The sequence below is a fragment of the Paenibacillus camelliae genome, assembly GCF_023715345.1.
In the GTDB taxonomy this organism is placed as follows: Bacteria; Bacillota; Bacilli; order Paenibacillales; family Paenibacillaceae; genus Pristimantibacillus; species Pristimantibacillus camelliae.
The window spans coordinates 17,472-43,273 of sequence record NZ_JAMBNY010000023.1; the positions used below are offsets into that span (position 1 = coordinate 17,472).

21 protein-coding genes are annotated in these 25,802 nt (G+C 44.3%); 1 reads left to right on the top strand and 20 read right to left on the bottom strand.

Going from position 1 to position 25,802, the window contains the following annotated elements:
* Positions 1-165 precede the first annotated feature (165 nt).
* From M3180_RS21580 to M3180_RS21670, 19 genes are all read right to left on the bottom strand, one after another.
* A complete protein-coding gene (locus M3180_RS21580; protein WP_251671361.1) occupies positions 166-1,479 on the bottom strand; it encodes a PDZ domain-containing protein in 1,314 nt (437 codons plus the stop codon).
* 92 nt (positions 1,480-1,571) lie between these two features.
* On the bottom strand, positions 1,572-3,035 hold the full coding sequence (locus tag M3180_RS21585) for a S41 family peptidase (protein ID WP_251671363.1): 1,464 nt from the start codon (positions 3,033-3,035) through the stop codon (positions 1,572-1,574).
* A 194-nt stretch (positions 3,036-3,229) separates the two neighbouring features.
* Complete coding sequence (locus tag M3180_RS21590; RefSeq protein ID WP_251671447.1) at positions 3,230-4,444, bottom strand: murein hydrolase activator EnvC family protein; 1,215 nt, start codon at positions 4,442-4,444, stop codon at positions 3,230-3,232.
* Between the two features lie 17 nt (positions 4,445-4,461).
* The gene (gene ftsX, locus M3180_RS21595) at positions 4,462-5,379 is read right to left on the bottom strand and encodes a permease-like cell division protein FtsX (protein ID WP_251671365.1); all 918 of its coding nucleotides are present in this window, start codon (positions 5,377-5,379) and stop codon (positions 4,462-4,464) included.
* Positions 5,369-6,055: a cell division ATP-binding protein FtsE gene (ftsE, locus tag M3180_RS21600; protein WP_251671367.1), complete on the bottom strand. Its 687-nt coding sequence runs from the start codon at positions 6,053-6,055 to the stop codon at positions 5,369-5,371. Before ftsE ends, ftsX begins: the two co-directional genes overlap by 11 nt.
* 522 nt (positions 6,056-6,577) lie before the next feature.
* Positions 6,578-6,895, bottom strand: coding sequence for a type II toxin-antitoxin system RelE family toxin (locus M3180_RS21605; RefSeq protein ID WP_251671369.1), 318 nt, complete (start codon positions 6,893-6,895; stop codon positions 6,578-6,580).
* 2 nt (positions 6,896-6,897) lie between these two features.
* Positions 6,898-7,251 (bottom strand): hypothetical protein, encoded by a 354-nt coding sequence (locus tag M3180_RS21610; protein ID WP_251671371.1) that lies wholly within the window; start codon positions 7,249-7,251, stop codon positions 6,898-6,900.
* A gap of 219 nt (positions 7,252-7,470) precedes the next feature.
* Complete coding sequence (argH, locus tag M3180_RS21615) at positions 7,471-8,886, bottom strand: argininosuccinate lyase (protein ID WP_251671373.1); 1,416 nt, start codon at positions 8,884-8,886, stop codon at positions 7,471-7,473.
* A 213-nt stretch (positions 8,887-9,099) separates the two neighbouring features.
* On the bottom strand, positions 9,100-10,332 hold the full coding sequence (locus tag M3180_RS21620; RefSeq protein WP_251671375.1) for an argininosuccinate synthase: 1,233 nt from the start codon (positions 10,330-10,332) through the stop codon (positions 9,100-9,102).
* A 20-nt stretch (positions 10,333-10,352) separates the two neighbouring features.
* Positions 10,353-11,309, bottom strand: a complete 957-nt coding sequence (gene argF / locus M3180_RS21625; RefSeq protein ID WP_251671377.1) for an ornithine carbamoyltransferase — start codon at positions 11,307-11,309, stop codon at positions 10,353-10,355.
* An 81-nt stretch (positions 11,310-11,390) separates the two neighbouring features.
* Positions 11,391-12,578, bottom strand: a complete 1,188-nt coding sequence (gene argD / locus M3180_RS21630; RefSeq protein ID WP_251671379.1) for an acetylornithine transaminase — start codon at positions 12,576-12,578, stop codon at positions 11,391-11,393.
* A 13-nt stretch (positions 12,579-12,591) separates the two neighbouring features.
* The gene (gene argB / locus M3180_RS21635) at positions 12,592-13,380 is read right to left on the bottom strand and encodes an acetylglutamate kinase (protein WP_251671382.1); all 789 of its coding nucleotides are present in this window, start codon (positions 13,378-13,380) and stop codon (positions 12,592-12,594) included.
* A gap of 15 nt (positions 13,381-13,395) precedes the next feature.
* Positions 13,396-14,625, bottom strand: coding sequence for a bifunctional ornithine acetyltransferase/N-acetylglutamate synthase (gene argJ, locus M3180_RS21640; RefSeq protein WP_251671384.1), 1,230 nt, complete (start codon positions 14,623-14,625; stop codon positions 13,396-13,398).
* A gap of 21 nt (positions 14,626-14,646) precedes the next feature.
* A complete protein-coding gene (gene argC, locus M3180_RS21645; RefSeq protein WP_251671386.1) occupies positions 14,647-15,696 on the bottom strand; it encodes an N-acetyl-gamma-glutamyl-phosphate reductase in 1,050 nt (349 codons plus the stop codon).
* Positions 15,697-15,938: 242 nt separating this feature from the next.
* Positions 15,939-16,802 (bottom strand): YitT family protein, encoded by an 864-nt coding sequence (locus tag M3180_RS21650; protein WP_251671388.1) that lies wholly within the window; start codon positions 16,800-16,802, stop codon positions 15,939-15,941.
* Between the two features lie 379 nt (positions 16,803-17,181).
* Positions 17,182-18,292, bottom strand: a protein-coding gene (gene prfB, locus M3180_RS21655) for a peptide chain release factor 2 (protein WP_251671449.1) whose coding sequence is annotated in 2 segments (ribosomal slippage) — positions 17,182-18,219 and positions 18,221-18,292 — 1,110 coding nt in all. Because the reading frame shifts where the segments join, the coding sequence is not laid out codon by codon here.
* A 457-nt stretch (positions 18,293-18,749) separates the two neighbouring features.
* Complete coding sequence (gene secA, locus M3180_RS21660) at positions 18,750-21,257, bottom strand: preprotein translocase subunit SecA (protein WP_251671396.1); 2,508 nt, start codon at positions 21,255-21,257, stop codon at positions 18,750-18,752.
* Positions 21,258-21,544: 287 nt separating this feature from the next.
* Positions 21,545-22,090, bottom strand: coding sequence for a ribosome hibernation-promoting factor, HPF/YfiA family (gene hpf / locus M3180_RS21665; protein WP_251671398.1), 546 nt, complete (start codon positions 22,088-22,090; stop codon positions 21,545-21,547).
* 224 nt (positions 22,091-22,314) lie between these two features.
* Positions 22,315-22,512, bottom strand: coding sequence for a cold shock domain-containing protein (locus tag M3180_RS21670; RefSeq protein WP_251671400.1), 198 nt, complete (start codon positions 22,510-22,512; stop codon positions 22,315-22,317).
* Between the two features lie 266 nt (positions 22,513-22,778).
* Here M3180_RS21670 and M3180_RS21675 point away from each other — a divergent pair, with 266 nt between their 5' ends.
* Positions 22,779-24,197, top strand: coding sequence for a glycosyltransferase (locus M3180_RS21675; protein ID WP_251671402.1), 1,419 nt, complete (start codon positions 22,779-22,781; stop codon positions 24,195-24,197).
* Positions 24,198-24,646: 449 nt separating this feature from the next.
* On the opposite strand, the gene M3180_RS21680 is transcribed toward M3180_RS21675, so the two are convergent.
* The gene (locus tag M3180_RS21680) at positions 24,647-25,792 is read right to left on the bottom strand and encodes a polysaccharide pyruvyl transferase family protein (RefSeq protein ID WP_251671404.1); all 1,146 of its coding nucleotides are present in this window, start codon (positions 25,790-25,792) and stop codon (positions 24,647-24,649) included.
* Positions 25,793-25,802: the final 10 nt, after the last annotated feature.

Sequence of the window (25,802 nt, forward strand, 5' to 3'; positions counted from 1 at the left end):
CTCCCGTCCAACTTACCTAATATATCTTCATTATGGTCAAAAACAGACCTTTTCAACAATGAGACAAACAGAATGTATGTTCTCATTTACCTATTATAGCCTTAAATATAGCAAAGCCGCAAGAGCTACACGATAATGGAGCTCTTGCGGCTTATTGGCGCAGTCTTACAATGAATTAGCTATGTCTGCGCTTGCTGACATCGTCGCTTGTCTTCTAAGCTTGTTATGTCCGAATAAGGTGAATAACGACGGTTCACGATAATTCTCTAAATACTTGGCATGACCATCAGGTGCCATAATAATTCCTAGCTGGTGATGCTCATCAGAAAATCTTGCTCGCTGTGCAAACTTTACATCTCCATTAACGTTTAACAGCTCGAGCTTGCAGAATGCCGGATTGATCGACATCGCTTCATATAGCTCATCTAATGTATTTACGGCCTTTCCGTTCGCCTTAAGTACTGTATCACCCGCTTCTATTCCCATATGGACAGCAGGTGAATGTTCGACAATTGCCAGTACGCGCAGACCTTTATCTAATGGTCCATAGCGCGGAGCATACTTGCTTTCATGCCAATGATTAATCCAATGTACGAGCTCAAAGGAGAGCAGCATACCGATTGAAGCTACCCAAAGCAATGGAGTTACCCACCAAGAAGCAATAGAGATCGTTAGAATCAGTACCGAGTAAACGAGCCACTGATTAGAAATACGCTTAATGAGCATAGCCGGACTGACGGAGTGTGTCATGCCGGTTACACCGAGCAGCAACGGACAGGCGAGCAACAACCAAGCTCCCGTGCCAGCTGTTAAAAAGAATGGCTGAATGGCTTGGCTAGCAAAGGATACCGCACCAGCCGTATCTGACGCTACAGGCATGAACAAAAAGATTGGTGCTGCCCAATAGCCCTGAAGCACATAGCCGCCGATCACTTTGCCGCGCTTGCCTGACATATAAATCGGACTTACAAAATGCTTCCCTTGCCATCTAACTAAAAGCGATTGTGCCAGCGACATTAACGAAGCGACAACCAGTATGCTTACGGGCTGTAGCTCAAGCAGTGACTGATAGATCTCCCCAGCTACATCATTTAGCGTAAGCGGTCCGACCGCTTTGGCTGCCAAATGCAATAACGTAACGACCGAGGCGCTATACACAATACCCGCAAAGCGCAACCGAATCAGCATGAGTACGATCGAAACGCCCCATAGCCACCACACGGTCGATGCAGAGAAGGTAAATCCGAGCAATACTGTAACGATAGATACAGCAATGGAGGCTATTGCCCCACCTATTAACGCGTAAACGAACGGCTTTACCCAAGCTCGAAGTCTTACCGAGAACATCGCTCTTTCCAATCTGGTACGAAAGCTAAAAACAAGCAATAGAAAAATAAGCGACAAATAAAACACCGGATGCATTAGCAACGACAGCAATGCCTTCCCTATTAAAATGAGCCATAGCTCTACATGATTCAAAGCATACACCCTCTCATCATATGATGACGAAAACAAAAAAGGCGGTCTCTTATAGAAAGAAACCAACCTTTAAATCATTCGACACCTATTGATTATTTCCTGCCAGCTATTTCTATAGCCTTTTGCAGCTGAGGATCATTCGCTTTGTCTCGAATGAACGCAATGATCTTTTCTTCCAACTTGGCAGATGTTTGCTTATTGATTACGCCCGTACTGCTGAGGGAATGATCCTTTTGGAATTTACGAACGGCCTCACTCGTTTTCTTGCTAAAGTAGCCATCCTCGCGATCAACACTATAGCCTAGCGTATCCAGCATAATTTGTGCACTGCGGATCTTTTCGCTTAGTTGATCTTCCTTCAGCTCCTCATCATCATTCAGATTCAGACGAGCGATACTGTAAACGAGCGGTGGTTCAACAACGATATTAGGTGTAACCCCTGTCTCATTGATCCAATTCCCCTTAGGTGTTAGCCACTTAGCAATGGTCATCTTAATTAGTCCACCATCATCAAACAGCTGATTGTAGCTAACCTGAACCGTACCCTTACCATAGGTTTGCTCGCCTACTACAGTCGCTCCCGCGCCTTCCTGTAAAGCACCTGCTAATATCTCAGATGCGCTGGCACTTCCACCATTGGTTAGCACAGCAATTGGATACTTCTTCTGCTCGCCGCCGGTTGCGTAGGTTTTATCCCGTTTGCCAGAACGACCTTCTACCTGAACAACGACAGTGCCTTCCTTCATCATCAGCTGAGCGATTTCCACAACATCCTGCAGCACGCCACCCGGATTGTTGCGAACATCAATCACTAAGCCCTTCAAACCCTTTTCTTCAAGTGCAGCGAGCTCTTCGGCAAAGCGCTCTGATGTGTTTTGCGAAAACTGAGTGATTTCGATTAGACCAATGCCTTGCTCATCGATGTCGCTATATACCGTCTCGATATCAATATCATCTCGAATTAACACGACTGTAATCGCATCGGAATGTCCGCTTCGCATCACTTCCAGCTTTGCTTTCGTTCCTTTTTCTCCACGTATAAGCTCTACAGCTTCTTGTAGTGTTAGGCCAGCTAAGCTTTCTCCGTTCACTGATAAAATAATATCTTTTGCGAGCAGACCACCTCGCTCTGCAGGAGAGCCCTTGATTGGCGACACGACAACTACCTGACCGTTTTCTAGAGAAACCTCTGCTCCTATGCCAGAGAATGATCCCTCGATCGATTGTGAAAACCTATTTGCAACCTCTGCTTCCATATACACGGAATATGGATCATCCAGTGCATTCATCATGCCTGAGATCGCTCCATCAATCAATTTCTCGCGATCAATTTCCGTTACATAATTTGTTTGCAGCAGATCAAGCACCGTATTTAACTGCTTAAGTTCTGCTTCGGTCATTTTCGTGCCTTGATCAGTCGCCGCTGATGCGACAGACGTTGACGCTGCAACGGGAACCACCTCTTCCAGCTTGTCCGTTACAAACATCGTAACTAGGATCGTAGCGAAAACAGAAAGCGTAACGAGCATGGCTACCGTACGTCCTTTTACTTGCATCTACTTTACACCACCTATTCCTGTATACTCTGGCTAGACCAACTTAGTATATGACAATGACATTTCAAATATTTATCTATATCAACAATAACAACAAATCAAGAAGTCAACAAGTCAAATTCAATCAATAGGTTACGCGTTCGATAAGACAACAATAGGCGGTCTATTGGATAGACAGCCTACTGTGCAACAACCTATTTCAAGTAGTTAGACGGATTGACCGGAACCTCGTTTTTACGAACCTCAAAGTGCAAATGCGGTCCCGTAGAATTCCCCGTGCTGCCTACTAAAGCAATCTTATCTCCGCGCTTCACTTCCTCGCCTTCTTTAACGAGAATACCATTGTTTTTAATATGAGCGTATAACGTCCATAAGCCATTACCATGATCAATAATTACAGTATTGCCGTAACCGCTCGTGTATTTAGCAACGATAACAATCCCAGCTTCTGCCGCATAAATCGGTGTGCCTGATGGAGCACCAAAGTCCGTTCCGTTATGTGCCTTTTTCTTGCCTGTTATCGGATGTATTCTCATGCCAAAATTAGAAGTAACTCGATACTTAGAATCGATCGGCATACCAAGCTTTCCACCAGAATATGGATTAGCTAGACGCTTCTTCTCCGCATAAAGTTTAGACAACTCAGAGGCGATCTTAACTAGATTACGTTCCTCTTCTTCCGTAATTTCACTAAGCTCCTCGTGCAATTCGTGCAGCTCTTCATACTTCTTGCCAAGCTTCGTAATCAGCTCTTCCTTCTCTGCTTCCTTGTTAATCAATACTTGCTCTTCACGCTTAAGGTCCTCATACATCGCTTCAAGCTCGGCAAGCTGTGTCTCCACTTGCAGCTTCTTATCTTCTACTTCCTGCTGCGCATCTTTAAAGGAATCTAGCATTTCACGATCAGATTGAAGAATAATTTGCAAGGAATCGAATCGATCAAGAAAATCACTAAAGCTCGTAGCGCTTAACAGTACCTCAAGATAAGAAACGACACCATTGCTGTACATTAAGCGTGTACGCTTCTGCATCAGCTCGTCCTGCTTCTCAACCTGTGCAATGGCTTCTTCCAACTCCTGCTCCGTTAGCTTTAGCTGTTTTTCTGCTTCATCTACTTTTGCTTCTGTTTTTTCTTTTTCCTTAGATAGCTCACGAATTTCTGCCATGAGCTTGTCACGTTCTGCCTCAAGCTGCGCCTTTTCGTCCGTCACTTGCTGCTGCTCTTTCGCTACACGCGCTGCTTCTGCAGCTGCTTCTTTTGCACGTTGCTCTGATGCAGCTTTTTCCCGATTCTTTTCTTCGATTTGCTTCGTAATCTGCGATGCAGTTGTGGCATAACTACTTGGTGAAAGTGCACTTAAGGACACAAGCAGTGCAGCAGTCAGCGTATATGCAGCTACCTTTTTCATGGACACGATTGTTTCACCTACACCTTCAAATATTTTCGAACAGACATCACACTACCCCAGATTCCGATAAAGGAGCCGAGGATAATCATCGTTAGCGACGTTAGCGCCATTACTTCCTTAACAGGCAGCAGCTGCATCGTTAAGAAAGACAGTTCATATTGAAATGCATTAATAATTTGATCATATCCAATGAGTACAATGGCTGTTGTTAAGACAGAGGTAATGACCCCAATTAGGGCGCCCTCGACAAAGAATGGCCATCTAATAAATGAATTTGTTGCTCCAACCATTTTCATAATGCTGATCTCGCGCTGACGCGCAACAATCGTCATACGAATCGTATTGGAGATAAGCAGTACCGCTGTTATTGATAACGCAGCAACAACAATATAACCAGCATTACGAATGGCATCCGTTACCTTAAACAACGTTTCAACAATACCTTGACCATACTTTACATCCGCAACTGGAGAGGTCTCATAGGTTCCGGCGATGCTATGTATCTGATCTGCTACACTTTTTACAAGCTTAGGTTCAAATACTTCCACCGTAAAAGTAATCGGAAGTGGGTTGTTCTCGTTGTTATAGCCTTCAAGCCAATCACTATTATCTTCACCCATTCGATCACGTAGCTGGGCTAGTCCTTCTTCCTTGGACACATAAATTAGCTTGCTTACTTCAGGAATATTGCCTACCTGCTTTTGAAGGTCTGCAACTACATCGTCTGCGACATCTGTTTCGAGGAACACTCGGATTTGAACCTGACTTTCAATCTGTGAAGCCATTGCATTCATGTTTAAAGCTAATAGTATAAATACTCCCAAAATTAAGAGAGAGATAAAAATCGAAGTAATAGAAGCAAAGGACATCCAGCCGTTACGCAGTATACTCTTGAAGCCTTCTCTAATGTGTCGTGTTAACGTGCTAAATTTCATATCCGTACTCCCCTCTTTGCTCATCGCGCACAATATTGCCATGTTCAATAGCAATGACGCGCTTGCGCATCGAGTTGACAATTTCTTTATTGTGCGTTGCCATGACAATGGTCGTCCCTCGGAAATTAATTTCTTCAAGTAGATTCATAATGTCTAAAGATGTATCTGGATCAAGATTTCCTGTCGGCTCATCCGCGACAATAACCGCCGGATTATTCACAATTGCCCGGGCAATAGACACCCTTTGCTGTTCTCCACCGGATAATTGGGACGGGAAGCTCTTATGTTTATGCTTTAATCCGACAAGTTCCAGCACTTCCATCGTACGCTTCTTAATCACCTTCCGAGGCGCTTCAATAGCTTCCATAGCAAAGGCTACATTTTCATAGATTGTTAGTTTCGGTAAAAGTCTAAAGTCTTGAAAGATAACGCCAATGTTACGGCGTACGTACGGGATTTTGCGCTGCTTCAGCTTCCCGATATTAAAGCCATTCACGAAGATCTCACCTTTTGTCGGGATTTCCTCGCGGTAAATCAGCTTCATGAAGGTAGATTTCCCTGCCCCTGAAGGTCCAACTAAGTAAACGAACTCATTTCGATCTATCTTGACCGACACTCCGTTAAGTGCACTCGTACCGTCGGCGTACGTTTTCCATATATCGTGCATTTCTATCACGCTATCACATCCTGTAAAAAGTTCAATACTATATGTTCGACAGGTTATGTCTAATTCCTTCAAGGTTCTCCGATGATTAGCCAATTTTCACTTTTCTAATTTTTCTCATTTAAGACATTGCGATGTCGAAATCGACAGCATGCAAGCGGCAAAGGCTGCGTAATGTGGCGAGTGGACTGCTTCTTAGGTTTGTGAAGCTGCCCAACCTTGTTTTAAGAGGCACTATTTTCTCGAGGCTAAAATTAAGGGAATTACTTCTAGTGGTGTTGCATCAACTGCTTGCCGCTTGCGCCGTTACGAACTACAATATTGTTCCAATCGCTGTTGTTCGCGGATTTCTATATTAGTTCTTATATAGTAGAAATCCGCAAACAAAGGCGAACGCTTCGCTTTTCCACAACATCGTTGTTCTCCACTAACTTAGGGGAGAACCTTTATCCAAACAAATAAATACCCAGCTCCCATCCTTAGAAAGAAGGTTAGCTGGGAACAAAAAAAGATCCCTATAGCCTAGGAATCTTTTCATAATTCTTTTAGTCGCTTAAATGCCTCTATATAAACTTCATTATCCTCTCTTTTACCGACGAAAATAATCTCAGCAATTTCTGCTTTATCTCCAACAATCCGATATACAATTCGAATACCAGCTTTACGAAACTTTATTTTTCTACAACCAATTAACTTTAATCCATGCTTACTTGTTAACTCTTCACCAAGTACATCAGCACGTTCTTCCATTTTAGCGAGTGCAACATTAACAAGTTTTTTAATGGAACCATCAAGATTTTTATACTCAATTCTTGCTTCTTCTATAAACACTACTTCAAACTTTTTAACCATAACTATTCAAATAATTCCGCATCTGAAATATTGTTTGGATCGATGCTACGGAACTCTTCGTATTCAGTATCACTTAGAACATCTTTCACGCTATATCGAAGGGTCATTCTATCGGCTGTTTCAAGACGTCGAGCAATCTCTAGTTCCCAAGTCAATTCTCTTAAAGCTTGAAGTTCCATATACATTTCTTCATATACTTTATAATCCAGCACAACCGTATCCACACAATTGTTTTCTGAAATGAATTGTGGAAGCTGTTTAGCTTTTTTTCTTATTTCTCCAAAACGTTTGGAAGCATAAGTGGCAGAATTAACTTGATCAACATTAAAGCGTGGTTTGTCTATTACAATCCCCACCTTTCATTCTCCTCCCTTCATCATACGCAACCTTTTCATAAAGTATACAATTTAAACCGTAAAATTGGTAGTACGATCATACTCATTATGTTAAGGAGACTATACACAGAAAAACGAGCATCAGCTTTTGAGGCTAATGCTCGTCTTTTTCTAATCGTAAACCTCTCATTTGGCTGCCTTAGGCAGTTGGAGGTACGATTTCACATATAAATGTCGTACTTATTGCGAACGCTCTAGATATTCCGCTACCCACGCAGCAGTAGTCTGCATCGCTTGCTCCGCACGTGCTATAGCTGCTTCTACTTGTGGCTTCGCAGTACCGCCGTATACGTTACGCGCGTTAACCACTTGCTCTGGCTGCAGAACCTCGTAGATACGATCATCGAACAGCTCTGAGAATTGCTTGAACTCATCAAGTGAAAGATCAAGCAAGTACTTATTGTTTTCAATACAGTACAGCACGGTTTTACCGATGACTTCATGCGCTTGACGGAACGGTAGTCCTTTGTTAACAAGGAAGTCCGCAATGTCTGTAGCATTAGAGAAGTCTTGGTTAACTGCTTGACGCATGCGACCTTGGTTCACCTTCATCGTTGCGATCATCGGCGCAAACAGCTGCAATGCACCTTGCAGCGTTGTTACGGTATCGAACATGCCTTCTTTATCCTCTTGCATATCTTTGTTATACGCAAGCGGCAAAGATTTCAACACGGTCAATAGCCCCATTAGGTCTCCGTAGACGCGACCTGTTTTACCACGGACTAGCTCCGGTACGTCAGGATTTTTCTTCTGCGGCATAATGCTGCTGCCCGTACAGAATGCATCATCCAGTTCAACGAAGCTGAATTCGGTGCTAGACCACATAATCAGCTCCTCGCTTAGGCGAGATAGGTGCATCATAATGATCGAAGCATCCGCTAAAAACTCTAGAATAAAGTCACGATCACTTACAGCATCTAGGCTGTTCTCATACACACGATCAAACTTCAGCTGCTCCGCAACAAAATGGCGGTCGATCGGGAATGTCGTTCCTGCAAGTGCACCTGCACCAAGCGGAAGCACATTAATGCGCTTATAGCTATCCTGCAAACGCTCGATGTCGCGACCAAACATGGACACGTAGGCCATCATATGATGAGCGAATAGAATCGGCTGCGCACGCTGTAGATGTGTATAGCCTGGCACAATCGTATCGATATTCGCTTTTGCTTGTCCAATCAATGCTTCCTGCAGCTTGCGCAATAGCTCAACAAATTCAACAACGCGCTTACGAAGCCATAGATGCATATCAGTAGCGACCTGATCGTTACGGCTGCGGCCCGTATGCAGCTTACCGCCTACTGGTCCAACATCCTCGATAAGTGCCTTCTCGATATTCATATGAATATCTTCATCGCTGACAGAAAATTGTTGTTCTCCTGCTTTAATCCGATCAAGCACGCGTAGTAAGCCCGCTTTTATCGTTTCTACATCCTCCTGTGGCAGGATGCCTTGCTTGCCAAGCATCGTCACATGCGCCAAACTGCCTTGGATATCCTCCTCAGCAAGCGCTTTGTCGAAAGTAATGGATGCTGTATATTCTTCAACTAATTGGTCCGTTTTCTTCGTAAAACGTCCACCCCATAGCTTGCTCACGTGTTAACTCCCTTCCTATAACAAGCGATATAAGCTGAACAACTAGCTTCTTGAAGCAGAATGTGAAATGATTCTGAAGAAGCGAAGCGGTCGCCTTTGTCCACAAATTTCTACTTTGAATTTTAATCATAGAAATTTGGGGGACAACAGCGATCGTAAGAATATTTCACAGTCTGCCCAATTACCAGTTCAGCTTATATCGCGTCGTTTAATTTATTTATTCTGATTCACACCTGCAGAAACCTTCAAGCGAAGTGCATTTAGACGAATAAAGCCTGTTGCATCGCCTTGATCGTAGGCTTGAGAAGGATCTGCTTCCATCGTTGCAATATCAGGATTGTATAGACTGACTGGACTCTTCACCCCAGCACCGATAACATTGCCTTTATATAGCTTCAGGCGAACAACACCTGATACGTTTTTCTGAGACTCTGTAACAAGAGCTTGAAGCGCCAAACGTTCAGGCGCAAACCAGAAGCCGTTATATACAAGCTCACTGTATTTGGAGATTAAAGAATCACGCAAGTGCATTACTTCGCGATCCATCGTTAATGATTCCATCTTGCGATGAGCAGTAAATAGAATCGTCCCACCTGGTGTTTCATATACACCGCGGCTCTTCATACCAACGAAACGGTTCTCAACCATATCTACACGGCCGATACCATGCTTGCCGCCAAGCTCATTTAGCTTATCCATTACTTGCAGCGGAGTCATTGCCTCGCCGTTAATCGCTACGCAGTTACCTTGCTCAAACTCAAGCTCAACGTATTCTGCTTCATCAGGAGCACGCTCAGGTGATACGCTCAGCACGTACATCTCTTCGTTCTCCTCAGCACTTGGATCAAACCAAGGATCCTCTAGCATACCGCTCTCAAAGCTGATGTGTAGAAGGTTACGGTCTGTAGAATATGGCTTCGCAGCGGATGCCGTTACAGGAATACCATGCTTTTCTGCAAATGCGATCATCTCTGCGCGACCTGGGAAGTCGTTACGGAATTGCTCAGAGCGCCATGGGGCAATGATTTCAATCTCTGGAGCAAGTGCAGCTACGCCAAGCTCAAAGCGAACCTGGTCATTTCCTTTACCTGTTGCGCCGTGAGCGATGTACTTCGCACCTTCTGCGCGAGCAATCTCTACCATGCGCTTCGCAATAAGTGGACGTGCAATGGACGTACCAAGAAGGTATTGACCTTCATACATCGTACCCGCTTGGAACATTGGGAAGATAAAGTCCTTAGCGAACTCCTCCTGCAAATCATCGATGTAAACCTTCGAAGCACCTGTCTGTATTGCTTTTTCCTCAAGTCCGTCTAGCTCTTCCTTTTGACCGATGTCTGCTGTGAAAGCAATAATTTCTGCGTCGTACGTTTCCTTTAACCATTTCAAAATAATAGACGTATCCAAACCACCTGAATAGGCTAATACAATTTTATCCTTTGCCATGTTGAACCACTCCTCCTATATTAAGACATAATCGCAGCCATAATCGCTTTTTGCGCATGGAGACGATTTTCTGCCTGATCAAAAATAATAGAATGCTCACCGTCAATTACACTTTCCGTTACCTCTTCGCCGCGGTGTGCAGGTAAGCAATGCATAAACATAAAGTCTGGGCTTGCGAGCTTTACTAGCTCATCATCGATTTGATAGTTAGCAAAGGCGATTTCGCGCTCTTTCTGCTCTGCTTCTTGACCCATGCTTGCCCATACGTCGGTATAGATGAAGTTCGCGCCTTCAATCGCTTCCTTCGGATCACGGCACACAACGATTTTCGCACCTGTTTCCTCAGCGACTGCAAGCGTCTGAGCAATAATGTCCTCATCTGGCTCATAGCCTTCAGGTGTAGCAATCGACATGTCAACGCCAAGCTTAGCCGCACCCATCATCAACGAGTGTACCATATTGTTACCATCGCCAATGTACGCAAGCTTCACGCCGTCAAAGGAGCCGTGCTTCTCATAAATCGTCTGAAAATCAGCCAATGCTTGGCATGGGTGAGATAGATCTGTTAAACCGTTAATAACCGGAATCGTAGCTCCACGTGCAAGCTCAACAACTTTACGATGCTCATACGTACGGATCATAATGCCATCTAGATAGCGAGAAAGAGTTTGTGCAGTATCTAGAATCGTTTCACCACGGCCGATCTGCAGATCATTGCCGCTTAGGAATAAGCCCTGACCGCCAAGCTGATAGATGCCAACCTCAAAGGATACGCGAGTACGTGTCGAGGATTTTTCGAAAATAAGACCAACTGTTTTTCCTTTAAGTGGTTGATGAGGTTGACCTGCCTTCTGCTTTTCCTTCAGTTCAATGGCTAGCTCGATCAGGTATTGAATCTCATCTGGTGTATAATCAACAAGCATCAAGAAGTCTCTGCCCTTCATGCTTTGTGCAATTTCCTCTTTGCTTCTTACCATATGTAAACCCTCCATTTACTAAACAAGACTAAAGCTGATGCGCATCGCACGCATCAGCGTATAACGAGCAATCTATATCTTTTAGCGCTTCGATAAAATCGCTGATAGTATCGAAACCGCTTGATCAATCTCTTCATTCGTTACGAGCAGGTTCGGCAGCAAGCGGATTACGTTCGGGCCAGCTGTAATGACAAGCAGTCCTTGCTGCTGGGCCTCAACGATAAGATCAGCAACCGGTTCTTTGCATTCAATACCAACAATAAGTCCTAAGCCGCGGATGTCTGTTACAAACGAATTTCCTTGCAGCTTCGCGCGCAGCTGCTCTGTCAAATATGCGCCTTGCTTCGCAGCATGCTGAGGAACGTTGTCTCCAACGATCGTCTCTAGCGTTGCCTTAACAGCTGCAGTTGCAATTGGCGTTCCTCCGAAGGTGGAGCCATGGCTGCCTGCCGTGAATGCGTCACGAAGTTCTTCCTTCGCTGCCATCGCACCAACTGGAAAGCCACTTCCAAGACCTTTAGCCATTGTGAAAATATCCGGCTCAATACCGAAATGCTCATAGGCAAACAGCTTACCCGTTCTTCCGATACCTGTCTGAATCTCATCCACAATAAGCAGAATTCCTTCAGCCTTGCATAGCTGAGCAACCGCTTGAATATAGTCACGATCTACAGGATGAATCCCACCCTCAGCCTGCACCATCTCGAGCATAATCGCCGCTGTCTCAGATGTAATGGCCGCCTTCAATGCAGCAAGATCATTGAGCTGAATATGCTTGAAGCCAACAGGCAGCGGCCCGAAGCCTTCCTTCACCTTATCCTGTCCGGTCGCAGTTAACGTTGCTAATGTGCGTCCGTGGAAGGACTGATGGAATGTAATAATCTCATAGCGTCCGCTGCCTTTAACCTTCTGCTGATAGCGGCGTGCCAGCTTAATCGCTGCCTCATTCGCTTCCGCTCCCGAATTACAGAAAAACACAGCATCTGCACAGCTATTGTCTGTAATTAGCTTTGCTGCTTCCGCTTGATTAGGGATTTGGAATAGATTAGAGATATGCCATAGCTGATCCAGCTGAGCAACCAGCGCTTCCTTTACAGCCTTAGGTGCATGACCTAAGTTCGTTACCGCAATCCCGCTCATGAAATCCAAATATTTGTTGCCTTCACTGTCCCATAGCCAGCTGCCTTCACCCTTAACAATAGCCTGCGGGTATCTAGCATAGGTTGGAAACAACGACTGACCTGTCGCTTCAATTGTCTCCTGACTCATAACGAACACCTCTCTATTGCTTAATGATCGTACCAACTCCGCCTGCCTTAACAGCCTGCGTCAGCACACCTTCCTGTGCACCACTAACGATAACAACCTCTTGCACATCGCCTTGAAGGCATTGAATCGCTGCACGTACCTTTGGAATCATGCCACCGTAGATTTCACCACTAGCAATCATCGCCTCAACGTCTGCAACTGTGACACTTGGAAGTGTAACCTTTTCACCATCTATTGTTTTCATTATGCCCGGGACGTCCGTTACAACGATCATACGCGATACACCTAGCTCTGATGCAACCGCACCCGCAGCCGTATCCGCATTAATGTTGTAGCGCTGTCCGTTCTCATCGATGCCAATTGGAGCAATGACTGGGATATAGCCCATGCTCATAATTCCTTCTACAATTGTAGCATTAACATGCGTCACATCTCCAACGAAGCCGATCTCCGCACTATTGGCAACAGGCTGCGCTTGAATGAGCATTCCGTCTACGCCAGATAGGCCAATCGCCTGTGCCCCGCTTGATTGCATCTTGCGTACGATTTCCTTGTTGATTCGGCCAGCTAGCACCATCTCAACAACATCGAGCACCTCATCGTTCGTTTTACGCAAGCCTTGAACAAATTCCGTCTCGATCCCGAGCTTATCCAGCGTTTCCGAGATCGCTGGTCCACCGCCGTGCACGATAACAGGGGCTACCCCATCCTGCTGCAGCTGTCGCAGCTCTGCAAAAAAGCTGCTAGGCAAAGCCGCCAGCGTACTGCCGCCGCATTTCATAACAAAGCGCTGTTTAGACATGTTTCTTCCTCCTAACTACGTGCGATATGCTGCATTAATTCGAACGTAGTCGTACGTCAAATCACAGCCCCACGCCTTTGCTTTTCCGTTATCCATATTAAGCTGAACAGAGATCACTACTGTATCTCCTTGTAAGTATTCCAAAGCCGCTTCCTCATCAAAGGCCACCGGAGAAGATTGACGCAGTGTAACGATATCACCTAGTGCAATATCGACCGTATCAGGATTAACTGGCTGACCAGCGCGTCCTACTGCTGCAATAATCCGACCCCAGTTCGCATCTGCGCCAAATACCGCTGATTTCACAAGTGATGAGCCTATAATCGTTTTAGCGATTGCTTGCGCCGCTTCATCGCTTGTTGCACCTTCAACGCGAACCTCTACGAGCTTCGTAGCCCCTTCACCATCACGTGCAATCGCTTTTGCCAAGTGTACACAAACATGCGTCATCGCCACGCGGAATGCTTCCCAATCAGGATGGGCTTCATTCAGCGTATTATTGCCCGCTAAACCGCTCGCCATCGCCACGAGCATATCGTTCGTGCTCGTATCGCCATCCACCGTAATCATATTAAAGCTGAGATCGGTTACTTGACGAAGCAGCAGCTGTAGCGCTTCTGGCTCGATGCTCGCATCGGTCGTTACAAAACCAAGCATCGTTGCCATGTTCGGATGGATCATACCAGAGCCCTTTGCAGCTCCACCAATGCGTACCGTTTTGCCGTCAATAACGAGCTCTACTGCAATGGTTTTCTTCACGAGATCTGTTGTCAGAATCGCTTGGCTAAAATCCTCCGCCCCTTGCTCACTCGCTTCAAGCTTCGCAGGCAGCTGAGAGATCCCTGAGCGCACGCGGTCCATTTTAAGCAGCTCGCCGATAACCCCAGTAGAAGCAACCGCTACATCCTCATGTGCAACACCAATGATATCTGCAAATACGTTTCGCATTTCATAAGCGTCTGCTTCACCTTGCTTACCTGTGCATGCATTCGCATTACCGCTATTAACGATGACTGCACGGAGCATGCCGCTGCTGTTGATGCTCTCGCGTGTTACTTTGATTGGCGCTGCTTGAAATACATTTGTCGTATAGACCGCTGCTGCCGCTGCTGGCACTTCACAGACAATGGCTCCAAGATCATGGCGATCTGTTTTTTTCAATCCGCAATGCAAGCCGCCTGCTGAAAATCCTGACGGGAAGGTTACAGAGCCTTCCTCTACAATCGTAAACTGCCCTTCTGCCATATACACTCGATCTCCTTATCGTTAAGGGTATACAGGAACAAATTGCAAGCCTAGCGTTTCGTCCCAACCCATCATTAGATTCATATTTTGAATGGCCTGACCTGCTGCACCCTTCACCAAATTATCGATGACAGAAATAATGGTCACGCGATTCGTGCGCTTGTCGACAGAAAAACCAATATCGCAATAATTCGAGCCCCACACCTCTTTCGTCGCAGGCCATTGACCTTCAGGACGAATTCGAACAAATGGACGACCTTCGTAATATTGCTCATAGTGCTTAATAAGGTCTGACTCGGTTACGTTTTGGTTAAGCTTGGCATAGATCGTCGCCATAATTCCGCGCGTCATTGGGACAAGATGTGTTGTAAAGCTTACTGTTACCTGCTCATCTGCCACCTGCGACAGCACCATCTCGATCTCAGGAATATGCTGATGCTGATTAATCTTATATGCTTTAAAATTCTCGTTAAGCTCAGAATAATGTGTACCAAGCGAAGCACCTCGACCCGCTCCAGACACGCCTGACTTCGCATCGATAACTAATGTATTGTGATCAATAAGCCCGCCCTGCAATGCAGGTACGATACCTAGCAGCGTTGCCGTAGGGAAGCAACCAGGATTAGAAATGAACGGCGCATCCACGACCGTATCTCCGTAAACCTCCGCTAGACCAAACACCGCTTGATCCAAATGCGCTTGCTCTGCTGCAGGCTTTTTATACCACTGTTCATAAACGTCACGATCCTTAATACGGAAATCTCCAGATAGATCAATCACCTTTAAGCCTGCTGCAATATATTGCGGTGCAAGCTTTGAAGCTACACCTGCTGGTGTCGCTAGAAATACAAGATCAGCCTTCTGCTTAATTAGCTCAGGATCCACATCGTCAAGCACTTCCTCACGAATCCCCTGCAAATGAGGATAGCCCTCCGTAATAAGCGAGCCTGCGCTCGAGGATGAAATGACCGAAGTGATCTCTGCATTCGGATGAGACTGCAGCAGTCTCATTAACTCCACACCGCCATATCCAGTAGAACCAACAATTGCAATTCTCAGCTTGTTAACCATGTCTTTACCGCTCCCCTTCAGCACCCATTATGAGGTTGTTCAAAAAGCCGGGCAAGCTTTTTGAACATAAACTTTATTATATTAAAGCTATCACTAGCTCTTTTAGAACATTTATAGATTGATAGTATCACTACACTATTTTACAATAGTTGGCCATGAAAATGAATATGCATAACATTGTATTATTATACATTGCGACTTATAAAAATACAACGCGCATTTTCATCCATTTTTCAAGCCTCTTATTGATATGTTTTGAAGCCTTTGCCGAACACTTCAGCCGTATTGCTGATAATAATAAATGCATTAGGATCATGTCTCGCCACTGTTTTCTTAAGTCTAACAACCTCATGCTGCGATACAACCACCATCATGACATTGCGATCCTGCCCCGTATAGCCGCCTTCGCCCTTAAGATTGGTTAAGCCGCGATCTAGATCGTTCAAGATAAGCGGCTGCAGCTCCGCCGTTCGATCACTAATAATAAATGCGACTTTAGAGAGCTGAAGACCATTTTGCGCGAAATCAATCGTCTTGCTTGTAACGAATAAAGAGATCAATGCGTACAGCGCAACCTCTGGCGATATAATAACCGCCGTGCCGATAATGACTGCACCATCAAAGCATATAACCGCCATATGATATGGAATGCCTGTCAGTTTATGCAGCATTTGCGCAGCAAGATCTAAGCCCCCTGTTGAGCCCCCGCCTCGAAACACTGTCGCTAGACCAAGACCAACTCCAATCCCGCCGTAGATCGCAGCGAGTAAAGGATTGTGAGTCGGTGCAGGAATATAAGAGGTGAGCAATACAAAAAGTGGGAATACAACCGAGCCGAGGATCGACTTCGCGCCAAACTTTTTGCCTAGCACAACAATCGCCGCAAGGAAAAGCGGAATATTAAGCACCCACTGCGTCACAGCAGGCTGCACTCCCGCGACACGCTCGACTAGTACAGATATACCCGCTACTCCGCCAGATGCAATGCCGTTCGGCAGCAGGAACAGGTTAAAGCTAGTTGCGAGTATGAATGATCCAAGCAGCACCTGTGCAATATTCAATATGATGTGCATGGTGGGTGACAATGTCTTTCGATTACGTTTCATATGTATTTCCTTCCTTCCAGCTTTGATCACGATGTAATGCGATGTAGCGGACTCGACTTCGAATATTGAACTCAGCTAGTCCTTCCGGTGCTCACGTACCAATTACCGTACGCTGCGCTCCTCAGTTCCTAGCTTCGTCCAATCTTCTTGGTGCTGAAAGCTGGGAACCTGCTTTGTTCACGATGTATTACTGAACGTCTAATCGGCATCGAATATTGAACTCAGCCGAGATCTCCGGTGCTCACGTACCAACTACGTACGCTGCGCTCCTCGATCTCTAGCTTTATTCAATCTTCTCGGTGCTGAAAGCTGGAACCTGCTTTGTTTACGAACTAAAAAGGGAGAGCTGCACATTAATGTGAAACTCTCCCCATAACGATTAGCTTTGCTGTTTAATTTGACTGCGAAGATACCCATCGATAAATGGATCCAAGTCTCCATCCATCACTGCTCCGATATTTCCTGTCTCTACAGAGGTACGATGATCCTTAACCATGCTGTAAGGGTGGAACACGTAGGACCGAATCTGACTTCCCCATGCAATCTCGGATTGCTCACCGCGAATTTCTGCAAGATGTTTCATTTGTTCTTCAATCTTACGTTCATAAAGCTTGGAGCGAAGCATTTTCATCGCTCGATCGCGGTTGGCAATCTGAGAGCGCTCTTGCTGGCAAGCAACAATGATCCCGGATGGAATATGCGTAATACGTACAGCAGACTCTGTCTTGTTGACGTGCTGCCCGCCGGCGCCGCTTGCACGGTACGTATCTACCTTCAAGTCCTCTGTACGAATCTCAATCTCGATCGTATCATCAATTTCTGGAACGACATCACAGGATACGAAGGACGTATGGCGACGGCCAGCCGAGTCGAATGGAGAGATGCGCACTAAACGGTGTACACCTTTCTCCGCTTTCAGATAGCCATAAGCATTGTAGCCTTTGATCAGTATGCTGACGCTTTTAATACCTGCTTCATCACCAGGCAAGTAATCGAGCAGCTCTACCTTGAAGCCACGATGCTCAGCCCAGCGCGTATACATGCGGTACAGCATCATCCCCCAATCCTGAGATTCCGTACCACCAGCACCTGGATGAAGCTCTAGAATTGCATTTAACTTGTCGTAAGGCTGATTCAGCAGCAGCTGCAGTTCAAAATCTGAAAGCTTACTAGATAAGGAAGCTACACCTTCCGTAAGCTCACCAGCCATCTCCTCATCCTTCTCTTCCTCGACCAGTTCAAGCATCATTTCTAGATCCTGCTGCTCATTTTGCAGCTTCGTGTATTCCTCAACAACTGATTTGACGGCATTAAGCTCCGATATGATCGACTGCGCCCGATCATTATCATCCCAGAAATCAGGCATCGACATTTTCTCTTCGAAGTTAGCAATCATCTCTTGCTTAAGCTCTAAGTCAAAGAGACCCCCTAAGTGTCTCTAGTCTTGTAACCATCTCGCGAAGCTCTTGCTTTACTGTTACATCTATCATCATATATCGAACTCCTATAATTTTTCATGATACTATCTGGCTTAACCTCCGAGGTACATGAAAAATACTTCGAAAGCATTCACCTATTTTTTCAGCGCTGCGCTTAAACCCTCCATCGCTCGAACCTTCCTTCGTCAGGAGGTCGCTTATGGAGGGTTTAAGCTTCGCTGTAGCTATTGCTTTTTGAATGTCCACTTCAATAAAGGTACAATGCTCGGTATGCTTCCCGAAGGCGCATCGTCATCAAAGTCGGATATTTGAGCTACCTCTTCCAATAAAGGTTCAAAAACTCGGCTTTCAGGACCAAGAAGCTTGGACGCTAGTAGAAAACGAGGAGCGCAACGTACGTTTTTGGTACGTGAGCACCGAAGTTTTCGCTAGCGTTCAAGATTCGACGTCGATTATGTTACTGCGCACATATCACCGTCATCAAAGTCGTGCTTTTTGAACTACCGCTCTATTTGCCGTGACACTGTTTGTATTTCTTGCCACTCCCACACGGACACATGTCATTGCGTCCTACGCGCTCTTCGCGACGAACTGGACGCTTCGCGCCGTCTTCACCGCCACCGCTTGTAGAAGAGATTTGACCCTTCACAACCTCTTGACGCTCAAGGTTGCTTTCTACTCTAGCCTTCATAATGTACTTGGCTACTTCTTCCTGAATCGATTCAGTCATCACCTGGAACATTTCGAAGCCTTCAAACTGATATTCGCGAAGCGGATCTGTACCGCCATATGCACGTAGGTGGATACCTTGACGCAAATGATCCATAGCATCGATATGATCCATCCACTTAGAGTCAACAGCGCGTAGTACAACGACCTTCTCAAACTCACGCATCGTTGTTTCGCCTAGCTGTTCCTCGCGCTGATCGTATATGTTAACAACTTGATCATAGATGACGTCGATCATTTCTTCTTTTTCTTTACCCCACAGCTGCTCACGAGTCAAGCTGCCTTCATCAAGCAAATTAGCATGTACATAATCAATAATAGCCTGTAGATCCCACTCTTCCGGAATGTCACCCACACAATGCGCTTCTACTGTACGTTCAATGACTGGCTTGATCATATTCATAACTTCATCACGAATATTATCTGACTCTAGTATGTCACGGCGCTGTTTATATATAACCTCGCGCTGTTGATTCATAACATCGTCATATTGAAGTACGACTTTACGTGTATCAAAGTTGTTACCCTCTACACGTTTTTGCGCAGATTCTACAGCTCTTGTAATCATGCGACTTTCAATCGGTTGGTCCTCATCAAGACCAAGACGATCCATCATCGACATAATGTTTTCTGCTCCGAAACGGCGCATCAGCTCATCTTCTAGTGACAAATAGAATTGAGATGAACCCGGGTCACCTTGACGACCCGCACGACCACGAAGCTGGTTATCGATACGACGGCTCTCATGGCGCTCTGTACCAATAATATGCAGACCACCAATATCCGCGACACCTTCACCAAGGATAATATCTGTACCACGACCGGCCATATTCGTAGCAATCGTAACAGAACCAGGCTCGCCCGCACGAGAGATAATCTCCGCTTCCTCGGCATGGAATTTCGCATTAAGCACCTTGTGCTTCACACCGCGACGCTTCAGCATCTCAGAGAGCACTTCAGAGTTCTCAATGGAAATCGTACCTACAAGAACTGGTTGATTGTTTTTATGACGCTCCACAATCTGCTCAACAACCGCTTTGAATTTACCTGCGACGGTTTTATATACGACATCCGCCATATCCTGACGAATATTCGGACGATTCGTTGGAATTTGAATAACATCAAGTCCGTAGATTTTACGGAACTCCTCTTCCTCTGTTTTCGCTGTACCGGTCATACCAGCTAATTTGCGATACATACGGAAGTAGTTCTGGAACGTAATCGTTGCCAGAGTCATGCTTTCATTCTGAACCTTAAGCTCTTCCTTCGCCTCGATCGCTTGATGGAGACCATCACTGTAGCGACGACCAGCCATTAGACGACCTGTAAATTCGTCAACAATAACAACTTCTTCATTTTCAACGACATAATCAACGTCGCGCTTCATAATATAGTTAGCTTTTAACGCTTGCTGAATGTGATGGTTGATCGTTACATTGGCATGATCAAATAGGTTCTCAATACCGAAGGCGCGCTCCGATTTAGAAACCCCTTCTTCTGTCAGCATCACATTTTTCAGCTTCACATCAATTGTAAAGTCTACTTCTTCCTTCATACGCGATACAAGACGCTGCGCAGCATGATACAGCTCTGTAGACTTAGCAGCTTGTCCAGAGATAATAAGCGGTGTTCTCGCTTCATCGATTAGAATGGAGTCGACCTCGTCAATAATCGCGAAAGAAAGTGGACGCTGAACCATTTGCTCTTTGTACAGCACCATATTGTCACGCAAGTAATCGAAGCCAAATTCATTGTTCGTACCGTACGTAATATCGCAAGCATAGGCCTCTTGCTTCTGCTCATGTGTCAGACCATGCAGGTTACAGCCAACCGTTAAACCTAAAAATTCATACAGCTGACCCATCAATTGACTATCACGCTCAGCCAGATAGCCGTTGACGGTAATCACGTGTACCCCTTTACCTGCAAGTGCGTTCAAGTATACAGGAAGTGTAGCAACAAGTGTTTTACCTTCACCTGTTTTCATCTCTGCAATCTTTCCGTCATGCAGAACCATACCACCAAGCAGCTGTACATCAAAGTGACGCATGTTCAGTACGCGCTTAGATGCTTCACGTGCCGTTGCAAATGCTTCAGGTAGTATGTCGTCCAATGTTTCTCCCTTAGCAAGTCTTGCTTTAAATTCATCCGTTTTCGCACGCAGCTGCTCATCCGACAGTGCTTGATATTGCGGCTCAATGTTATTTATGTGCTCAACGACTTTGGATAGTCGCTTGATTTCTTTCTCGTTATAGTCACCAAATATCTTCTTTACTAATCCGAGCATGGCTTTCCCCTTCCGATTATACGTCTTATGGTTAAGATTTTAACAGTTTGTTGCAGTAATCGCAATGTATTGCACTGTGGTAATACCAGCTGAACCAAGTATTGGCAGGGTTTTATATCCATTCGATATATATAAGGATAACTTTCATTGCTGTTGTTTTCAAAATGTCGGGGCACGAATATATATAAATATGTAGTGATTTATAAGAAAAACTAACCCTTTAAACTACAAATGAGCAAGAATCGGGCTTGCTGCACCCGACCTTGCTCATGATCATATTATGTTTATTATTGTTGTTCAATTAATCCGTATTTGCCGTCGCTACGTTTATAAACAACGTTGACGGATTTGGAATCTGCGTTAGAGAATACGAAGAAGGAATGGCCTAGCATATTCATTTGCAGGATCGCTTCCTCAACATCCATAGGCTTAAACGTAAAGCGCTTTGTACGAACTAGCTCGAACTCCTCCTCTTCGTCTAACACCGATACGGCGGAAGACTGAGGCTGAAGAATTTCTTTACTGCCACCAGATTGACGGATTTTACGGTTTAGTTTGGTTTTATGCTTGCGAATTTGACGCTCTAGCTTATCGACAACTAAGTCGATAGAAGCGTACATATCGGCGCTTCTCTCTTCGGCACGTAAAAACATGCCAGAAATCGGAATAGTAACCTCAACGATATGTTGTCCTTTAGTAACTGAGAGAGTTGCATTAACCTCGGAGGTGATCGATGGATCGAAGTATTTCTCCAATCTGCTGAGCTTCTTCTCAGCGTAGTCCTTAAGTGCGGCTGTAACTTCAACATGTTGACCTCGGATATTATAGATCATGTGGCACTCCTCCTTTACATATTCTTATTATAGCATATGCAGGGTGAACATACAAAATAGATTTTAGTTTATTTAGAATTTTCTGATAATTTAAGAGAAGAAAATCACAGTAGGTGAAATAACGAATAAACAACAGAAAAAGGACTACACGATTGGTAGAAACCAACCATATAGTCCTATAAGTTCTTGTATCACTATAATAAGAGGCTAGATTAGCCGTATAATTACAGTTTAACTACGTTTGCAGCTTGTGGACCGCGAGCGCCTTCAACGATATCGAACTCAACAGCTTGGCCTTCTTCTAGAGTTTTGAAGCCGTCAGTTTGGATAGCGGAGAAGTGTACGAATACATCGCCACCTTGTTCTGTTTCGATGAAACCGTATCCTTTTTCTGCATTAAACCATTTTACTTTTCCTTGCATGTGCAAACATTCCCTTCGTCATATAAATGCTGTGTGGCTGTCAATATGTGGCCCACAACTTGACTATACAATGGTTGGTTCAAATTGTCAACGATTTATTGTAAGCGAATACAAAAGTGCGGATTTATTGAGTTTTTGTCACATAATGCGCTTTTAAATTCATATATTTCATTGTAGGAGAATGCTCGAAAACACCCCTTTTTATCACGTAGTTGAAGTGTGTTTTTTCGACATTATTCTTGATTATTAATGAAGGAGAAGCATTCATGATTATTGATATTGTACTTTATCAAATTTACGGACGAGGTGGTCTCGAGACGGTGCTGCTACATGTTAGTCGGGGCTTAAAAGCAAGAGGACATCGCGTTCGATTTATGTTCCATGATCCACCAATTATTGAGTCGTGGATGGACCAGCTCGATGAGGTGCATATCTGTTCCTCATACAATGGAGATAGAAAAGAGAATGATCACCGTGATGTGTTCGCCATCCGTTATCGGAACGCTATTGAACAGCTAGGCTATCCTGACATTATACTGAGTACGTTCCGGCCTATCTTCAGCTACATCGTTCGTTCGGCATTTATCGACATGCCAAAGGAAACTCATCCACCGATTATTTCTTGGATCCATGGCCCACCTGAAGCGTATCAAGCTCCCGCTTCACATTTTGTTGATGCAGATGCTCATTTGGCGATTTCTTATCCAGTTGGACAGAAAATACGCGCAATGAGTGCGTACTCACCGATATTTTTCGTTGGCAACCCAATCATACCTCTTCCAGCGAGCGACGCACAGCTCATTCAACGTTCAAAAGCACTTAAGATCATCTACGTTGGGCAAATTGATACTGCGGTTAAGAGCATCCCGACACTTCTCGATGCCTGCAAGCAGCTGCAGGGAGATTGGAGTCTAGAGCTGTATGGGGATGGCTACGAGCGTGCATCCTTTACTGCGTGGTGCGTAATGAACGGCATCTCAGATAGAGTTCATTGGAAGGGCTGGCAGGATAACGTCTGGTCACACATTAAGGAAGCGTCCGTGCTCGTTCTACCATCGAATAGCGAAGGCTTTGGTATGGTGCTGACCGAAGCGCTGCAGCGCGGCATTCCTGTTATCGCTAGCGATACGGATGGGGCGAAGGAAGTTGTTATGTCTGATATGAACGGCTGGATGTTCGAGCGAGGCAACAGCCAGCAGCTTAGTGAGGTGATGCAAGGAATTATTGACGGTAAGCTGGAGCTGCCAAGCCAGGAGCAATGCCATCGCTCCGTGCAGGTCTACGACGTGGATCATGTGCTGGATCACTTCGAGCGTGTGTTTGATGTGATGCTAAATGCTAAGGGAAAGAGTGGTAGAGGTGCGTCGGATACGGCTGTGCTGCAAGCTGATGCTGCTGCATTAGCTTCACAGGGAGATACTGTAGTAGATTCACAGAATGGCTTGTTGGAAGAGCTTCTGAAGCAGATGAATGATCAGCAGTGGGAAAAGGCTGTAGCTGTTGCCGAGCGGTTGTATGTACAGCAGCCTCATTCTATATATTTGGCGTCTGTGCTTGGGGATCTTCATGCTAGGCTAGGACATGGAAATAATGCGCACTTCTATTGGAAGCAGGTTATGATCTCTACGCCGGATGCTGTGCTGAGTCAGGTGGCGAGTAAGTATGTGGAGCGTGTGCGGGGGTGAAGTTCGCAATGTAAATAGAAAAGCTCTTCATTAACTATGGTGGGGAGGGTTAATATATTTAGAAAAATAATTATTTTTGCATTAGTGTGTTAAATATAGTTCCAATAATCATAAATATATTAAATTGGCTAATGCAGAATTCACTAGTTTTTAATATGGTGAATGTAGGAGTGACCATTCCACATTCACCACTCTCTATTTGATGAGATAACTAATCAGTAGACAGTTGAACAGTTATAATAAAAACTTACTGCTTTATGTAGAATAAGCCAAACATAAATGCGTTATAGTAACAAACTCATGTCTGACTTATTGTCGTCCTAGGAAATAAACTCATAATTTTGTGCATGGGCATTTTCAGGAATAGTAAACACATCAGTGTATTTAACACACATTCCATGTTGTTTTAAATCTTCTCAAATATATAATCTTTTGAAGTTTCTTAACGATTAATTTAGACCCTTCTCTTCCATCCAGTCAATAAGACGATCTAACACGCTATCCTTTATTGCATTTACTCTTGATCTTGCCTTGTCATAATCCTTTTTTAACTCAATCAAATAGTCTGGTGATTCAATAACTCGTTGAACTTCATGTTCCAGCCGATTAATAAAGTCACTTTCTTCCAAATTGCACTTTCTGTATGGAATACCGATCTTATCATACATTATGCCATGTTTGGGATATGAAATCATGCCGAATGTAGGAACGCCTAGTGAAATTGAGCATACATTTGCATGAAATCTCATAGCAAATACCATATCGCATTCTTTATAGTACTTAAAAGATTCTAACTCTTTCCCTTGTACTAATGGGCTTATAGAGATTCTAGTACGGGCTTGTTTACTAGTAACAATATCCAACAATTCTAATATTGCTCGGTAATCACTTTGAATATGCGCAATAAGATATATATGATAAGTCGTTTCCGCAAGTAATCGATCTATTTCTTTAGCAATTGCCGATAGATATTTCTTGTAGTCTAAGTGAGAATATCTTATATGTGGCATATCGAGCGCAATATTAAACCCAATTGATTTTGTTTGACCATTATAACAATATTCTTTAAGTTCCTGAACTTCAGAAACAAAGAAACCAAAATCAGGAATTTCATATACATAATCTACATATTCCGGAAAATATTTTTGAAATATATCATAGGAACCATCATTACGAACAGTAAAAAAAACAGTATTGTATGTAAACAATGTATGTAAAAACTTTCTGAATTTTTCTATATTGTCTGAGCTTATGCCTTTATTATCATCTATTCCGATACCATTTACTAATATAGGCGTTTTTATTTGTTTTAGTAATTGGTTAGTAATATTAAATGTTGTACCATTATCAGAATAGTCCCAACATAACTCAAAGAAATTACCTCCGCCAATTACTAGAAGATCATGATTATTTACTTTTTCCACAAATTCTTTATCAAACTTTTTTATTTGAACATTTTTGTAATAATCTCTCATTTCATCTTCTGTAACTAATATTTTTTTTTGAAGTTTATTTTGTATTTGAACATAAAAAGCTTCATGGTTTGCAACATCACCAATATTCCCTGAAAAACTAGCTAAATGATATATCTTCATTCTCTTCTCC

Bases quoted from the DNA above. Each gene is read 5' to 3' on its own strand.
- M3180_RS21670 (WP_251671400.1), bottom strand. From the start codon at position 22,512: ATGCAAGGAAAAGTAAAATGGTTTAATGCAGAAAAAGGATACGGTTTC.
- hpf (WP_251671398.1), bottom strand. From the start codon at position 22,090: ATGATCTATAATATCCGAGGTCAACATGTTGAAGTTACAGCCGCACTT.
- M3180_RS21620 (WP_251671375.1), bottom strand. From the start codon at position 10,332: ATGGCAAAGGATAAAATTGTATTAGCCTATTCAGGTGGTTTGGATACG.
- argD (WP_251671379.1), bottom strand. From the start codon at position 12,578: ATGAGTCAGGAGACAATTGAAGCGACAGGTCAGTCGTTGTTTCCAACC.
- M3180_RS21675 (WP_251671402.1), top strand. From the start codon at position 22,779: ATGATTATTGATATTGTACTTTATCAAATTTACGGACGAGGTGGTCTC.
- M3180_RS21680 (WP_251671404.1), bottom strand. From the start codon at position 25,792: ATGAAGATATATCATTTAGCTAGTTTTTCAGGGAATATTGGTGATGTT.
- argJ (WP_251671384.1), bottom strand. From the start codon at position 14,625: ATGGCAGAAGGGCAGTTTACGATTGTAGAGGAAGGCTCTGTAACCTTC.
- secA (WP_251671396.1), bottom strand. From the start codon at position 21,257: ATGCTCGGATTAGTAAAGAAGATATTTGGTGACTATAACGAGAAAGAA.
- M3180_RS21585 (WP_251671363.1), bottom strand. From the start codon at position 3,035: ATGCAAGTAAAAGGACGTACGGTAGCCATGCTCGTTACGCTTTCTGTT.
- ftsX (WP_251671365.1), bottom strand. From the start codon at position 5,379: ATGAAATTTAGCACGTTAACACGACACATTAGAGAAGGCTTCAAGAGT.
- M3180_RS21650 (WP_251671388.1), bottom strand. From the start codon at position 16,802: ATGAAACGTAATCGAAAGACATTGTCACCCACCATGCACATCATATTG.
- argF (WP_251671377.1), bottom strand. From the start codon at position 11,309: ATGGTAAGAAGCAAAGAGGAAATTGCACAAAGCATGAAGGGCAGAGAC.
- M3180_RS21590 (WP_251671447.1), bottom strand. From the start codon at position 4,444: ATGAAAAAGGTAGCTGCATATACGCTGACTGCTGCACTGCTTGTGTCC.
- argB (WP_251671382.1), bottom strand. From the start codon at position 13,380: ATGTCTAAACAGCGCTTTGTTATGAAATGCGGCGGCAGTACGCTGGCG.
- M3180_RS21605 (WP_251671369.1), bottom strand. From the start codon at position 6,895: ATGGTTAAAAAGTTTGAAGTAGTGTTTATAGAAGAAGCAAGAATTGAG.
- argC (WP_251671386.1), bottom strand. From the start codon at position 15,696: ATGGTTAACAAGCTGAGAATTGCAATTGTTGGTTCTACTGGATATGGC.